General features: G+C 64.4%; 12 protein-coding genes. 4 read left to right on the top strand and 8 right to left on the bottom strand.

Going from position 1 to position 13,278, the window contains the following annotated elements; genetic code table 11:
* On the bottom strand, positions 1-625 hold a 625-nt coding region (locus SR3_RS28975), incomplete at its 3' end, for a metal-dependent hydrolase (protein WP_157099193.1).
* A gap of 31 nt (positions 626-656) precedes the next feature.
* Between SR3_RS28975 and SR3_RS28970 the strand changes: the two genes are divergently transcribed.
* Positions 657-1,247 (top strand): TetR/AcrR family transcriptional regulator, encoded by a 591-nt coding sequence (locus SR3_RS28970; RefSeq protein WP_307564824.1) that lies wholly within the window; start codon positions 657-659, stop codon positions 1,245-1,247.
* Here SR3_RS28970 and ygfZ read toward each other — a convergent pair.
* Both ygfZ and SR3_RS28960 read right to left on the bottom strand, forming a co-directional pair.
* Positions 1,225-1,983 (bottom strand): CAF17-like 4Fe-4S cluster assembly/insertion protein YgfZ, encoded by a 759-nt coding sequence (ygfZ, locus tag SR3_RS28965; protein ID WP_068094461.1) that lies wholly within the window; start codon positions 1,981-1,983, stop codon positions 1,225-1,227. The genes SR3_RS28970 and ygfZ overlap by 23 nt on opposite strands.
* A gap of 182 nt (positions 1,984-2,165) precedes the next feature.
* Positions 2,166-3,005: a cation diffusion facilitator family transporter gene (locus tag SR3_RS28960; RefSeq protein ID WP_245654150.1), complete on the bottom strand. Its 840-nt coding sequence runs from the start codon at positions 3,003-3,005 to the stop codon at positions 2,166-2,168.
* Here SR3_RS28960 and SR3_RS32565 point away from each other — a divergent pair.
* On the top strand, positions 2,949-3,347 hold the full coding sequence (locus tag SR3_RS32565; protein ID WP_245654149.1) for a hypothetical protein: 399 nt from the start codon (positions 2,949-2,951) through the stop codon (positions 3,345-3,347). The two genes, SR3_RS28960 and SR3_RS32565, sit on opposite strands and share 57 nt — an antisense overlap.
* A 212-nt stretch (positions 3,348-3,559) precedes the next feature.
* Entirely contained in the window at positions 3,560-6,043 is a 2,484-nt protein-coding gene (locus tag SR3_RS28955; RefSeq protein ID WP_068094475.1) for a TonB-dependent receptor, read from the top strand.
* 363 nt (positions 6,044-6,406) lie between these two features.
* Here SR3_RS28955 and mtgA read toward each other — a convergent pair whose 3' ends face one another.
* The 5 genes from mtgA to SR3_RS28930 form a co-directional block, all read right to left on the bottom strand.
* Positions 6,407-7,126 carry a monofunctional biosynthetic peptidoglycan transglycosylase gene (gene mtgA, locus SR3_RS28950; protein WP_084456037.1) on the bottom strand — a complete coding sequence of 240 codons (720 nt, stop codon included), beginning with the start codon at positions 7,124-7,126 and terminating at the stop codon, positions 6,407-6,409.
* 44 nt (positions 7,127-7,170) lie between these two features.
* Positions 7,171-8,352: a hypothetical protein gene (locus SR3_RS28945; protein ID WP_068094458.1), complete on the bottom strand. Its 1,182-nt coding sequence runs from the start codon at positions 8,350-8,352 to the stop codon at positions 7,171-7,173.
* Positions 8,353-8,483: 131 nt separating this feature from the next.
* On the bottom strand, positions 8,484-9,767 hold the full coding sequence (locus SR3_RS28940) for a dihydrolipoamide acetyltransferase family protein (protein WP_068094454.1): 1,284 nt from the start codon (positions 9,765-9,767) through the stop codon (positions 8,484-8,486).
* Positions 9,768-9,772: 5 nt separating this feature from the next.
* A complete protein-coding gene (locus SR3_RS28935; protein WP_068094468.1) occupies positions 9,773-10,783 on the bottom strand; it encodes an alpha-ketoacid dehydrogenase subunit beta in 1,011 nt (336 codons plus the stop codon).
* A 14-nt stretch (positions 10,784-10,797) separates the two neighbouring features.
* A complete protein-coding gene (locus SR3_RS28930) occupies positions 10,798-12,114 on the bottom strand; it encodes a thiamine pyrophosphate-dependent enzyme (RefSeq protein ID WP_068094465.1) in 1,317 nt (438 codons plus the stop codon).
* Positions 12,115-12,287: 173 nt separating this feature from the next.
* Between SR3_RS28930 and purU the strand changes: the two genes are divergently transcribed.
* The gene (purU, locus tag SR3_RS28925) at positions 12,288-13,145 is read left to right on the top strand and encodes a formyltetrahydrofolate deformylase (RefSeq protein ID WP_068094463.1); all 858 of its coding nucleotides are present in this window, start codon (positions 12,288-12,290) and stop codon (positions 13,143-13,145) included.
* Positions 13,146-13,278: the final 133 nt, after the last annotated feature.

Genomic DNA, 13,278 nt, shown 5'->3' with positions numbered 1-13,278 from the left:
CCCGCCAGCGGCGCCATGCGCTCCATCGGCTTGTGGCGTGCAGGAAGGTGTCATAGGCCACCGCCTTGTGTTCGATTTCCTCCACCGCATGCCAGCGCCATAGGGCCAGCACCTGTGGATCGGCCTCGCGGTAGACCAGCGTATCGCCGAGCACCTCGCGCGCGATGATCGTGGTGAGATGCTCCAGCACGGCGGTGACGATCAGATTGACCAGATCCGACTTCACCCGCGTTTTGGCGATGAACAGGGCCAGCCGCTCGTCGATGGCGGAAAGATCGAATCCGGAGGCTTCGACATGGCGGTTGAAGTGCTGATGCTCGCGGCTGTGATGGGCTTCCTGAGCAATAAAATTACGAATCTCCCGCGCCAGCTCGGGACTCGCACCCTCGCGAAACAGCTTCAGCGAGTCGATAAAGAAGGCTTCGCCGCGCGGGAAGGTGGCGGAGAGCGCATTATGCCAAGCCGTGGCGACAGGATTGTTACCTAGCCACCATCTTTTAATTTCAGAATTACGCAAGAATCGATGATTGCGTACATTTATTACGTTTTGCGACGCAAAACCCCCCTTGTCAGCGGTTAATCCCGTCTTTACCCGGGCAAAAAATCGGTTGGTCGCGGTGGTCATGGTCTATGGATGGGTAGCCGAAGCGATGTCGATGAAAAAGCGTCTTTCGCCTCATGAGAGTCGGGCAGCTGCCCTCGAAGCGGCGCGCCTGCTGCTGATCGAGCACGGCCCGCAAGCCGTCACGCTCAAGGCGGTGGCCGAGCGCGTCGGGCGCACCCATGCCAATCTGCTTCACCATTTCGGCAGCGTCAGCGATTTTTGGCGTGCTCTGGCCCAGCATATGGCCGACGCTCTGTGCGAGACCATTGCTCAGGCGGTGCTGGCCAGTCGCCTTGGCGCCCTGTCACCGCGCGAGCTGGTGGACATTATTTTCGATGCTTTCGAGCATCAGGGCGCGGCCTCGCTGGCGGTCTGGCTGCGGCTGACCGGCGACGCGCAAGCGCTCGATCCCATCATCGAAGCCATCGAGACCCTGCTGGAGGAGCTCCACGATCTGGGCACCGATACCATGCGCCATGTTTCGCATTCGCTGATGATGCTGGCGGTGGGCGATGGCCTGCTGGGCTGCTCCATGACCCGCGCGCTGGAACTGCCGCGCGACTGCGGGCGCGATGTGGCCACGCGCATGCTGGTGGCCGAGCGTGCCCGCGCCGGTCTGGTCATGACCCCGGCGCTGGGCTGACCTCGACGTCTTCGCTCTGCAGGGCCGGCGCGAGCCAGCTTGGCACAGCAATCGGCTGAATGTCCTCCACCCGGCGATGGTCCACCGCCAGCGCCAGCTGCGGATAAGCGGTGCGGCGGCGTTCCTCACGCGAATCCTCCAGCGGCACCACCACCAGCCGGCGGTTGACCTTCTGCCGCCAGTTCATCCGCGCGGTGTTCTCCTGCCCGACATAGCAGCCCTTGGTGAAGCTGACGCCGTTCAGCTCCGCCGCATTGGTTTCCAGCCACAGCAGATCGCCCAGCTCGGCGTGGGTTTCGGTGACGCCGAGCAGCAGGCGGTGCGCGAGATAGTCGGCATCCACCGGGATATCGTCGGCAGGGGCCAGCCAGCGCCAGCCCAGCGCATGCAGGCGCGGATCCTGTGCGGCGGGGTGGCCCGGTTCCTGAGCGCTCCAGTGGACCGCCAGGGCACTGTCGGGCGCGATCGCGATCTTGCGGCGCAGGCGGTAGAGGCTGAGGCGCTTGGCCAGGGCTTCGGCCTGATCGGCTTCACAGTCGATCAGCAGATCCTCGCCATCGTCCCAGACGAAGAAGTCGAACAGGGCCTTGCCTTGCGGGGTCAGCAGGCCGGCCCAGACGGGCAGGGGCGTGGTCAGCACGTCGCTGGTGATCAGGCCTTGCAGGAAGTGGCGGGGGTTTTCCTGCGGGTCTTGCGGGGTCATGCGGATCAGGGCGCGGGTGGTCAGGGTGGACATGGGTTTAAGGTGGGGAAGGGATTAAGAAAAAGAAAGAGGAAAAAGCGAGGGGATGATCCCCTCGCGCGCCCATGACGTCTTCCGACGACAGGGCATGGGCTGCGCATCGGTGCGCCCGGCCTCTCCATCTGCACGAGTTTAAGCGCCGCTGGCAGGTATCTTTGGTTTTCAAGCCCCTTGAATCAAACCACCCCATCCGGATGCAGCGAGCAGACCTCTGCATTGCACTCCACCTGAATGGTCGAATGGCCGATGCGGAACTTCTTCTCCAGCGCCTCGGCCAGACCGTGCAGGAAGGCGTCTCCCGGGTGGCCGGCGGGGATCACCAGATGGGCGGTCAGGGCTGTTTCGGTGGTGCTCATGGGCCAGATATGCAGGTCATGGACGGCGCTCACCCCGCTCTGCGAGGCGAGGTAGGCGCGGACCTTCTCCTCATTGATCCCCTCGGGCACGGCGAGCAGCCCCATATGGACGGACTCGCGCAGCAGCGACCAACTGCCCAGACCGATCATCGCGGTGATCACCAGACTGGTGACGGGATCGAGCCAGCGCCAGCCGGTGTAGGCCACCACCACGCCGGCCACGACCACGCCTGCCGAAACCAGCGCATCGGCCATCAGGTGCTGGAAGGCGGCGCGCAGGTTGATGTCTTCCTTGCTGCCCCGCGCGAACAGCACCGCCGAGAGGCCGTTCACCGCGATGCCCGCCGCCGCCACGCCGATCATCAGCGGCGCCTCGACCGCCTCCGGGGTGAAGAGGGCGCGGATGGTTTCGATCAGGATCGCGCCCAGCGCCACCCACAGCAGCGCCGCATTGGCCAGCGCCGCCAGAATGGAGGAGCTTTTCAGCCCATAGGTAAAGCGTGCCGAAGGCGGCTTCTGGCTCAGATGGCTGGCGCCCCAGGCCAGCAGCAGCGAGAGAACGTCGGAGAGATTGTGCCCGGCATCCGCCAGCAGCGCGACCGAATGGCCGATGAAGCCCGCGATGCCCTCCACGACCACGAAGACGGTGTTGAGGCCCACGGCAATGGCGAAGGCCTTGCCATGGCCAATGCCATGATGGTGATGCCCGTGGCCATGACCATGACCATGACCATGGCCGTGGTGATGGTGGCCATGGGCGTGCCCGTGTCCGTGGTTATGTCCATGATTATGGTCACCATCATGATGATCATGCCCGTGTCCGCCGGAGTCGCCATGGGTGTTATGGTCGTGATCATGAGCCATAAGGGTTCCTTTCGGGGCTGCTGCGTTGCACAAATGTCGCACTGCAGCAAGATTCGCGTGTATCAGGATCGGACGGTCGGGGCGGTTTGGGCATCATGGTGGCGCATCCGGGTAAGATGTTTACGGTATTCAAAATAATTAAGACATAAAATTGCCGAAAGAGGGAATTTTTATGCCCTTTTTACACCTTTAGTGTCAAATACTTGTCACATCGTGCTGTTTAGAAGCGTCCCCAGCGGCGGTATGAGTGCCGCCAGCCAGCGCGGGGGGTCGGATTCGACGAATCCGGAACCACGCTGACTTCGACGTGTCTCAGTACACATAATTTCGTCATGCAGGGGCAAACAAGCATGCGTCCTATTTCCAAGATGGCCTTCGCGGCCAGCACTATCGCCGTGGCCGTCGCAGCCGTGGCCACCCCCGTTTTCGCTCAGTCGTCCGGTTCGGTCGAGTTCGAAAAGGACATCGTGGTCAGCGGCAAGGCCAACAAGGCCGTTGCCGGCGTCGATATTCCTGACACGCCCAAGGCCAAGCAGGTTCTGAACGCCGAGTTCATCCAGGCCCAGGTGCCCGGTCAGTCGATCAACGAAACCATCAACCAGATCCCGGGCGTCAGCTTCGCCAACCAGGATCCCTTCGGTTCGCAGGGCGGCACGCTCTACATCCGCGGTTTCGATTCCAGCCGTATCTCGGAAACCTTCGACGGCATTCCGCTGAACGACACCGGCAACTATGCCCTCTATTCGAACCAGATGCTCGACCCCGAGCTGATCGACACCGTCAGCGTCAACCTCGGCACCACCGACGTCGACAGCCCGACCGCTTCGGCCACCGGTTCGACCGTGAACTACCGCTCGCGCAACCCCACCGAGGACTTCCATGTCCGCCTGCAGGGCACCGTCGGCAGCTTCAACTTCCAGCGCGTGATCGGCATCATCGACACCGGCAACATCACCGCGGGCGGTCTGCGCGCCTGGCTGTCGGCCAGCAGCGCCACCAACGATGTGTGGTACGGCGGCGTCGGCAAGATCAACAAGAAGGAATACAACTTCAAGCTGTACCAGCCGCTGGGCTCGAACGGTGACTTCATCACCTTCGCCGGTCACTGGAACTCGAACCGGAACTTCTCGTCGACCTCGCTGCCGTGGCGCACGCTGAACACCCAGGGCCTGGTCCCGGGTTCGTCGAGCAGCAATCCGGCCAACCGCTTCCCGACCAACTTCAACGAAGCCTATTACACGGCCGCGACCTGTAACGCACCCACCACGGGCGCGTCCTGCTTCGAGCGCCGCTACAACCCGTCGGACACGGCCAACCTGCGCGCCAACTCGCGCTTCACGCTCAGCGACAAGCTGGTCATGAACATCGATCCCTATCTGGAATACAGCAAGGCGAACGGTGGCGGATCGGCCTATGCCGCTTATGAAACCAGCGCACCTGCAGGCGGCACCGGCTACAACGGTTCCAACATGTATCTGGGCTATGATTTCAACGGCAATGGCCGGATCGACACCACGCCGACCTATCTGTACGGCCCCAGCATGACGCAGACCTATCGCCTCGGCGTGATGGCTTCGCTGCGTTATGAATTCACGCCGAACCAGATCGTGCGTCTGGCCTACACCTACGATCGCGGTCGCCACAAGCAGACCGGCGAGCTGAGCACCTACAATCCCGATGGCACCGGCACCGCCTACTTCCCCAGCGACAATCCGATCCGCGACGTGAACGGCATTCCGCTTGAGAAGCGCAACCGCCTGTCCTACGCGATCCTGCATCAGGTCTCGGGTGAGTACAGCGGCAAGTTCCTGAACGACGCCCTGAACATCGTTGTCGGTCTGCGTATGCCCTTCTTCAAGCGCAACCTGACCAACAACTGCATCACCACGACGGCTTCGACGGGCTACGCCTGCTACAATTCGGCTGCCACCACGGCTGCCGTTCTGGCGGCCAACCCGACCTATGGCGCGCCGCAGCAGAAGATCTTCACCTTCAACGCTCCGCTGCCCAGCGCCGGCTTCACCCTGCGTGTCGCTCCGTCGACCTCGGTGTATTTCAACTACTCGCGCACGCTGCAGGTGCCGGGCACGGATACGCTGTACAACACCTTCTATGCGGGCAAGTCGATTGCCGCTCCCCGCAAGGAGATGGGCAACAACTTCGACGCAGGCGTGCGTTACAAGTCGAGCCGCATCGCGGCGCAGGCCGGTTTCTGGTACACCATCCTGAGCAACCGCATCACCAGCGCCTATGATCCGGATGCCAACGCCAGCATCTACACCAACCTGGGCCGCGTCGACCGCTACGGCATCGACGGCAGCATCTCGTACAAGATCGACGAGCATGCCTCGGCTTACCTGTTCGGTTCGTGGCTGCATTCCAAGATCCGCGACAACTCGCAGGCCACTGCCACGACCTTCTATCAGACGGCTGGCAAGTTTGAATCGGGCATCCCCCAGTGGATGGTCGGCGGTCGTCTGGATGGCCACTTCGGTCCCGTGGATCTGGGCGTTCAGGGCAAGTACACCGGCAGCCGCTGGGAGAACGACCAGAACCTGCCGCAGTACCTGAACCCGACGGCTCCCACTGCCGCGACGATGGTCAGCAATGCGAAGCTGAAGGCGTTCACCGTGATCGACCTGAACGCCAAGCTGAAGATGGGCTGGGCCGGTCTGAACGACCGTACCTTCCTGCAGCTGAACGTGAGCAACCTGTTCAACGACTTCCACGTCGCCTCGCTCGCTTCGAGCACGGGCTACACCAACAACAACCTGGGCTTTGTCTACATGGGCTCGCCCCGGACCTTCACCGGTTCGATCAACATGGCCTTCTGATCTTTCTGAGATCACTCGGTTCAAGGAAGGGGGCGCTCCGCAAGGGGCGCCCTTTTTCGTTTTAGGGGGGAAGAGGAAGATGCGAGGGGGGCAGTCTTTGCTGGTCGCCTTTCTCAAGAGGAAGGCTCCGGGCCCCGGGCTCTCATAACGCTGCCGGCGATAGGGTGGCGGTTCCTGACCGGCCCGCACACCCTCTCCACCTGCGCGACCTGAGGCGCCGCAGGCAGTGAACTATTCCGCATAATGCATGCTGAAAGCCTGCGGCGCCGCGACCTTACTCCAAGGCCGAACCCGAAGCGCAACGCAGACATGAAAGGGAGCGCGAGGGCTATGACCCTCGCATTTTCCCTGGCTTCCTAACCCTCAGGGATAAATGCAACCGTCCAGTTCGCTCCTGCGCACCACGCGGCTGCGTGTCGCGATTGCGTTGCCATGGCTGCGCGTAAAGCCGCTCGGGTCGATCACGGCGCGTTTTTTGGGGCTGGGCAAGGCGGCGGCGATACGGCCCGCCTGACCGGGCGAGAGCCTTGCCGCGCTCACGCCGAAATAGCGCTGGGATGCCGCCTCCACGCCATAGGTGCCGATCCCGGTCTCCGCCACGTTGAGGTACATCTCCATGATGCGCCGCTTGGGCCAGACGGTTTCGATCACGATGGTGAACCAGGTCTCAAGCACCTTGCGCAGATAGCGCGTCCAGCCGGTGCCCTGCCACAGGAAGACGTTCTTGGCGGTCTGCTGGCTGATGGTGGAGCCGCCGCGCAGCTTGCCGCCGGTCATGTCGCGGCGCAGGGCATAGGCGATGCCGTCGCCATCGAAGCCGTGGTGCTGGCAGAAGCGGGCGTCTTCCCCCGCGATCACGGCATCGACCATGGAGCGATTGATGCGGCTGAGCGGCGTCCATGTCTTGTTGAAGCCGTTGGGGTCCATCACCATGGTGGCGGTGATGGGCGCAGGCGCCACGCGGTAGAGCAATGCCCAGCCGAAGGAGAGCAGAACGAACCAGATGATCGCCATCGCCACCCACCAGGCAAAGCGATAGGGAAGGCTGTGGGTGGGGCCGGGCCGCCGGGGCAGGATGCGCATGGCGCTTCTTTAGCGATGGCGCGCGGGCTGGAAAAGAGGGCTCGTTACCGGGGGGTGAGGGGCTGCACGCCGGGCCGCTGCCTGACGGGGCGGCTGTAGACCAGTTCGGCGATCACGGCGGAGGCCAGCACGATCAGCAGCGGCATCAGCGGGTCACGATAGGAGCTGTCCATGGTCAGCGATCCGTTGACCACCCAGAAGGCGGCGATCAGCACGCCCAGCACCATCCGCTGGCGCTTCATGGTGTGGGCCGCAAGCAGCCCGGCCAGACCCAGCGTGAAGATCAGCACATATTGCGTCACCTCGCCGATGCGCACGAAGGTGATCGCGCGCGACACCACATGCGCGCCGGCATCGGGCATATGCGGCATCCAGAACAGTGCGAGGCGTCCAATGGCGACATCCCATGGCTGCAGGCCGAAGGCGGCGTGATTGCTCAAGGGGGCGCTCACAGGCGTGCTGGCCGCATCGGTGGCGGCGGCCAAAGTGGCCAGCACCGTGCCGGGGATTTCGGCCATGGCGCCGCTGATCAGGCTCCACGGGCCCAGCATCAGCGCGGCACCGGCGGCCAGCGCCAGCGCGGCGGCGGGCAGGCGCCAGCCATGCCCGGCCAGCACCAGCGCCAGCACCGGAGCGCTGATCGCAGGGAGCAGCGAGGGTTCGGTCAGCAGCCCGGCGGCCCATGTCGCGCCTGCCGCGAGGGCGAGGCCCATGCGCGGCCCCTCGCGCAGCAGGCGCAGCGCCAGCCAGGCGGAGAGCAGCAGCAAGGCGGTGCCCAGATTCTCGCGCGTCACCAGCGTGCAGTTCCAGATGCCGGGTAGCCACAGCGCATAGCCCAGGATCGACAGCTTCTGCCCGGTGTCACGCAGGCCCATCTGGCGCGCCACCTGCCAGACCAGCACGGCGGAGATCATCGCCAGCACCAGATTGACGGAAAACGCCACATCCGGCGTCGCGCCCGCCACCGCCATGACCGGAGCCAGCAGCAGGGGATAGCCCAGCGCATGCAGCGCCTGCGCGCCCAATCCCCAATGGTCGGGCCCCCAGCTTGGCCAATGGCCGGCGGCCAGTTCACGCGCGGCGGTGAAGCTGGTCAGCGCCTCACCCGACAGCGGCTGAGGCAGGGCGAAATGGGCGGCAACGCGCATGACCATCACGACCAGCAACAAGGCCTCGAATGTGATGGCCTTTTCCTTCAGCCGGGGGGAGGGCGGCGGAACAGACATAAGGGACTCCGTAGCTGCCCGGAGTATCCCCGCTTTTGATGATGGTTGAAAGAACGTTAACCCCGGAAATCGGCATCTGTGCCGAAGTGGCACGGTAACAGTTGTAAAGTTGAACCTTTTCCAGCCCTTGCTCAGGCAAGCAAATGGGCCGGCGCCTCGATCAGCCGTTTCATCCGGGCAACGAAGCTGGCGGCGTCATGGCCATCCACCACGCGGTGGTCACAGCTGATCGACAGATTCATCATCTTGGCGCGGCGGATACGGTCGGAGTCGCCGATGAAAACCGGGCGCTCGACAATGCGGTTGGGGGCGAGAATCGCCACCTCGGGCCGGTTCACCACCGGGGTGGAGGCCACCCCCGCCAGCGGACCCAGCGAGGAAATGGTGATCGTCGAGCCCGAGAGATCCTCGCGGCGGATGGTGCCATCGCGCGCGGCCTGCGCCAGATCGGCGATGGCCTGCGCCAGCTGCCAGATGTTCATGTCCTGCGCGTCGCGGATCACCGGCACCATCAGGCCTTGCGCGGTCTGGGTGGCAAGGCCCAGATGGACGCGGCCATGGCGCGTGACCACGCCCGCTTCGTCGTCATAGCGCGCGTTGAGCATCGGGTGCTGCGGCAGGGCGCGGCACAGGGCGGTGATCAGGAACGGCAGCAGGGTCAGGCGTTTGCGCGCCTCTCCATCGTGATCGGTGTTGAGCTGGCCGCGCATCTCTTCCAGCGCGGTGACCTCCACTTCCTCCACATAGGTGAAGTGGGGGATATGGCGCTTGGATTCGGCCATGTTCTGGGCGATGCGGCGGCGCATGCCGATCACCGGCACCTTCTCATCGGCCCATGCGGTGCTAGCCTGCGGGCGATAGCCCTGAGCGCTGCCATAGCGCAGAAAGGCATCCAGATCGGCATGGCGCAGATGCGGGCCATCGCCCTTCACCTGCGCCAGATCGACGCCCAGAGCCTTCGCCCGCGCCCGGACGGCTGGCGATGCCAGCACCTTGTGGGGCGACGTTTCGGGTGTCGCCGCCACGGGTGCGGGCGCCGGAGCAGCCGTGTGTCCGGGCTCCGGGGACGTCGCCGCCGTTTCTTCTGTGGGCGCGGGCACCGCATCCGGCGCCCGGGTGGTGGGCGCTGGCGCGGAAGGGGTGTGGTGGGTTTCAGCCCCACCTTCGATCTCGCCTTCGGTCTCGATCACCGCCAGCATGGCGCCGATGGGCACGGCATCGCCCAGCTTGCCCGCCAACTGCACGATGCGGCCCGAGACCGGGCTCTCGATTTCCACCGTGGCCTTGTCGGTCATCATATCGGCCAGCGGCTGGTCTTCGCTGATGGTGTCGCCCTCGGCCACATGCCAGCGGGTGATTTCCGCCTGCGCGATGCCTTCGCCGATGTCGGGCAGGGTGAAGGTGAAGGTTGCCATCTGTGTCAGTCCTTCATGATCTGTTTGAACGCCTGAGCAAGGCGCACGGGGCCGGGGAAATAGGCCCATTCCAGCGCGTGCGGGTAAGGCGTGTCGAAGCCGGTGACGCGCTGCACGGGCGCCTCCAGATGGTGGAAGCAACGCTCCTGCACCAGGGCGGAGAGTTCCGCGCCGAAGCCCGAGGTGCGCGTCGCCTCATGGACGATCAGGCAGCGGCCGGTCTTTTTCACGCTGGCCTCGATGGTCTCGATGTCGAGCGGGATCAGGCTGCGCAGGTCGATGAGGTCGGCTTTGGGGGCATCCTCCAGCTCGTCGAGCGTGGAGGCCACGACATGCACCATCGTGCCATAGGTGAGGATGGTAAGATCGGAGCCTTCACGCACCACGCGGGCCTTGCCGATCTCGACGCGGTAATGGCCCTCGGGCACCTGCGCGTCGGGGTGGCCGGCCCAGCCCTTGGCGGGGCGGTCGTAATGGCCGTGGAAGGGGCCATTGTAGAGGCGCTTGGGCTCGAAGAAGAGGACGGGGTCATTGTCCTCGATCGAGGCGATCAGCAGGCCCTTGGCGTCATAGGGCGTGGAGGGGATCACCGTCTTGAGGCCCGAGCAGTGGGTGAAGATGCCTTCAGGGCTCTGGCTGTGCGTCTGGCCGCCGAAGATGCCGCCGCCAAAGGGCGAGCGCAGGGTGAGCGGCGCGGTGAACTCGCCCGCCGAGCGGTAGCGCAGGCGCGCCGCCTCGCTGACCAGCTGGTCGAGCGCGGGGTAGATGTAATCGGCGAACTGGATTTCGGGCACCGGGCGCAGGCCATAGGCGCCCATGCCGATGGCCACGCCGATGATGCCGCATTCGCTGATGGGTGTATCGAAGACGCGGCTGGTGCCGTATTTGGCCTGCAGGCCCGCCGTGGCGCGGAACACGCCGCCGAAAAAGCCGACATCCTCGCCCATCACGGTGACGGTGTCGTCGCGCTGCATGGCGACATCGAGAGCGTCGTTGATCGCCTGGATCATGGTCATATCGCGAGCATCGCTCATGCGCCGGGCTCCTCGCGCTTGATATCCGGCAGGCCAGCGGCGCGCCATTCGGCCAGCATCTGGGCCTCCTGCTCGGCCAGATGCCATGGCATGTGTTCGAAAACGCCCTCGAACATGGTGTCGAGTGGCTGGTTGAAGCCATGGCCCAGAATGCCATGGCGTTCCGAAGACTTCTGGGCGGTGCGGACCTGCTCCATCACCTCGGTCAGCATGGCGGCGTGGCGTTCCTCGTCCCAGTGGCCCAGCTTGATCAGATGATCCTTCAGGCGGGTCAGCGGATCACCCAAAGGCCATGCGGCGGCCTCACCGGCGCTGCGATAGGCGGAAGGGTCGTCGCTGGTCGAGTGGCCCTCGGCGCGGTAGGTGACATGCTCGATCATGGTCGGGCCATGGTTGCCGCGCGCGCGTTCGGCGGCCCAGCGCGTGGCGGCCAGAACCGCCAGCACATCGTTGCCATCGACCCGCAGCGTGGCGATGCCATATCCAAGGCCGCGCGCGGCAAAGGTGGTCTCGTCGCCACCCGCCATGCCGGAGAAGCTGGAAATGGCCCACTGGTTGTTGACCACATTGAGGATCACCGGCGCGCGATAGACGCTGGCAAAGGTGCAGGCCGAGTGGAAATCGCCCTCCGCCGTCGAGCCTTCGCCCAGCCATGCGGCGGCGATGCGCGTGTCGCCGCGCGCCGCGCTGGCCATGGCCCAGCCCACCGCCTGCGGCAGCTGGGTGGCCAGATTGCCCGAGATCGAGAAGAAACCCTTGGCCTTCACCGAATACATGATCGGCAGCTGGCGGCCCTTCATGCGGTCGGCGCGGTTGGAGTAGATCTGGTTCATCATATCGACCAGATCGTGATTGCGCGCGATCAGCAGGCCCTGTTGGCGATAGGAGGGGAAGAGCATGTCCTCATCGTCCAGCGCAAAGGCGGCGGCGATGGAGACGGCCTCTTCTCCCAGCGATTTCATATAGAAGCTGGTCTTGCCCTGACGCTGGGCGCGGAACATGCGGTCGTCGAAGGCGCGGGTCAGCGCCATGGCGCGCAGCATGGCCAGCGCGACCTCGGGCGAGACCTGCGGATCCCATGGACCGCTCGCGGTGCCGTCCAGATCGAGCACGCGGACCAGACCGAAAGCATGGCCCTGCATCTGCGCGGCGGGGGTTTCGGGATCGGGGCGATGGCCTGCGTCCACGGCTGGAATCTCCAGCGCGGAAAAGTCCGGCGCCTCGCCGGGGCGGGCGGGCGGCTGGGGCACATGCAAGCGTAGCGGCGGGCGGTTTGCGCCAGTCCAGACGGGGTTTTCGGGCGTTGTCGCCATCATCCTGCTCCTCACCGGCGCCTCACATGGGCGACTGATGATTGCGTCATTATGCAATTATATTTCACGACCCGCAAGCGCTGTTTGGGGTTAACGCGCAGATTGCCACCCATGCCTTGCACCCGCGCCCAAGCTGACGCATGGGACAGAATATGACGACTTCAGGGACGATGATGAAAGAAATCTGCACACTGAGCCTCGCCTGCGACGACAAACCCGGTCTGGTGGCGCGGGTGGCCGGTTACATCGCGGGGCGCGGCGGCAACATCGTCGATGCGCAGCAGTTCAATGATGCACTGAATCAGCGCTTCTTCATGCGTGTGGAGTTTTCACTGGGCGAGGGCGATTCGCCGGAAGGCTGGCGCGCGGGCTTTGCCGTGCCCGCCGCTCAGGACGGGATGGACTGGCGCCTGCGCGGTCCCGGTGAGCGCAAGAAGGTGCTGCTGCTGGTCAGCAAGTTCGATCATTGCCTCGCCGACCTGCTCTATCGCTGGCGCATCGGCGAGCTGGCGATGGATGTGGTGGGGATCGTCTCCAACCATGAGGCCGCGCATCTCACCACCGCCGCGATTGGCGATGTGCCCTTCCACCACCTGCCGATCAGCAAGGGCACCAAGCCCGAGCAGGAGGCCCGCATCCGCGCTCTGGCGGAGGATCTGGGCGCTGATCTGGTGGTGCTGGCGCGTTATATGCAGATCCTTTCGGACGAGATGGCGGGGTGGTTGTCGGGCCGCTGTATCAACATCCATCACTCCTTCCTGCCGGGCTTCAAGGGGGCCAAGCCCTATCATCAGGCGCATGATCGCGGCGTGAAGATGATCGGCGCGACGGCGCATTACGTCACCGCCGATCTGGATGAGGGGCCGATCATCGCTCAGGAGGTGGTGGCCATCAGCCATGCCGACACGCCCGAGGATCTGGTGAGCAAGGGTCGCGATATTGAGCGCCGCGTGCTGGCTCATGCCGTGGCGGCCCATCTGGAGGATCGCGTGTTCCTCAATGGCACGCGCACGGTGGTCTTCCCGGGCTGAACTCCATCCATCTGACGCATTTTACATTTTTGACATGCTGCCCTGCACAATCGCGGGTTGAAAGGCGGCGGGCGAAGGCTAGATTGTGGGCAAGGCGCCGGGTGGCCTGGCGCATGTCCGGAAGGGAGAGCCT

It is taken from the genome of Novosphingobium rosa NBRC 15208 (assembly GCF_001598555.1).
Lineage (GTDB): Bacteria > Pseudomonadota > Alphaproteobacteria > Sphingomonadales > Sphingomonadaceae > Novosphingobium > Novosphingobium rosa.
This window is presented reverse-complemented; position numbering and strand designations above follow the sequence as displayed.

Excerpts from the sequence above, each read along its gene's own strand:
- SR3_RS28935 (WP_068094468.1), bottom strand. The coding sequence starts at position 10,783 with ATGACCATGATCCAGGCGATCAACGACGCTCTCGATGTCGCCATGCAG.
- SR3_RS28955 (WP_068094475.1), top strand. The coding sequence starts at position 3,560 with ATGCGTCCTATTTCCAAGATGGCCTTCGCGGCCAGCACTATCGCCGTG.
- SR3_RS28940 (WP_068094454.1), bottom strand. The coding sequence starts at position 9,767 with ATGGCAACCTTCACCTTCACCCTGCCCGACATCGGCGAAGGCATCGCG.
- SR3_RS28930 (WP_068094465.1), bottom strand. The coding sequence starts at position 12,114 with ATGGCGACAACGCCCGAAAACCCCGTCTGGACTGGCGCAAACCGCCCG.
- SR3_RS32565 (WP_245654149.1), top strand. The coding sequence starts at position 2,949 with ATGGCCGATGAAGCCCGCGATGCCCTCCACGACCACGAAGACGGTGTT.
- mtgA (WP_084456037.1), bottom strand. The coding sequence starts at position 7,126 with ATGCGCATCCTGCCCCGGCGGCCCGGCCCCACCCACAGCCTTCCCTAT.
- SR3_RS28945 (WP_068094458.1), bottom strand. The coding sequence starts at position 8,352 with ATGTCTGTTCCGCCGCCCTCCCCCCGGCTGAAGGAAAAGGCCATCACA.
- SR3_RS28970 (WP_307564824.1), top strand. The coding sequence starts at position 657 with ATGAAAAAGCGTCTTTCGCCTCATGAGAGTCGGGCAGCTGCCCTCGAA.
- ygfZ (WP_068094461.1), bottom strand. The coding sequence starts at position 1,983 with ATGTCCACCCTGACCACCCGCGCCCTGATCCGCATGACCCCGCAAGAC.
- purU (WP_068094463.1), top strand. The coding sequence starts at position 12,288 with ATGAAAGAAATCTGCACACTGAGCCTCGCCTGCGACGACAAACCCGGT.